General features: G+C 36.5%; 1 protein-coding gene. It reads right to left on the bottom strand.

Annotated elements, in window-relative coordinates:
• Window positions 1–443: transposase (locus tag ACTND6_RS11150; protein ID WP_441024342.1), on the bottom strand; the 443-nt coding region annotated here is incomplete at its 3' end.
• Window positions 444–479 lie beyond the last annotated feature (36 nt).

Here is a 479-nt window from a genome sequence, read left to right as displayed (position 1 = left end):
CCTGTATTTCTATGATTGAATCTGTATTCCTGTTCTCCAAAAAACAGTGGCAGATCTATCTTTCTTGCACCATGGTAAATGCCAATGATATTGTTCTTGATATCACCAAGAATAGTATTCAGCCAATAGAGTCTATGATTATCCTTGGAGTAATCTATCTTCTCATTTACTACTGTGATTCTATCTTTCATGACATTGAATGTTGTCTTGCCATCTGTATTCAATGTCCTGTCTTTTGATAGAACAAGTGACTGTGTAAGAAAGGCATTTGTTGTTTCACTGTCATCTTTTGGTACTGCTCTTAATTTAATGAACTGTGGATAGTTACTGTTTCTGCTCGTTGACAGAGCTATGAAAAAAGGCTGTTGTTCCGTACCACAGCCCTGATGTCCTGGTTCTTTTGATTTTGATCCGATATATGCAACATCTGCTTCATAGAACATGTTATCAAGTATCTTCTCTGAGTTGCATTCTGTCAT

The organism is Bulleidia sp. HCP3S3_C9, from assembly GCF_052064035.1.
In the GTDB taxonomy this organism is placed as follows: domain Bacteria; phylum Bacillota_I; class Bacilli_A; order Erysipelotrichales; family Erysipelotrichaceae; genus Bulleidia.
This window is presented reverse-complemented; position numbering and strand designations above follow the sequence as displayed.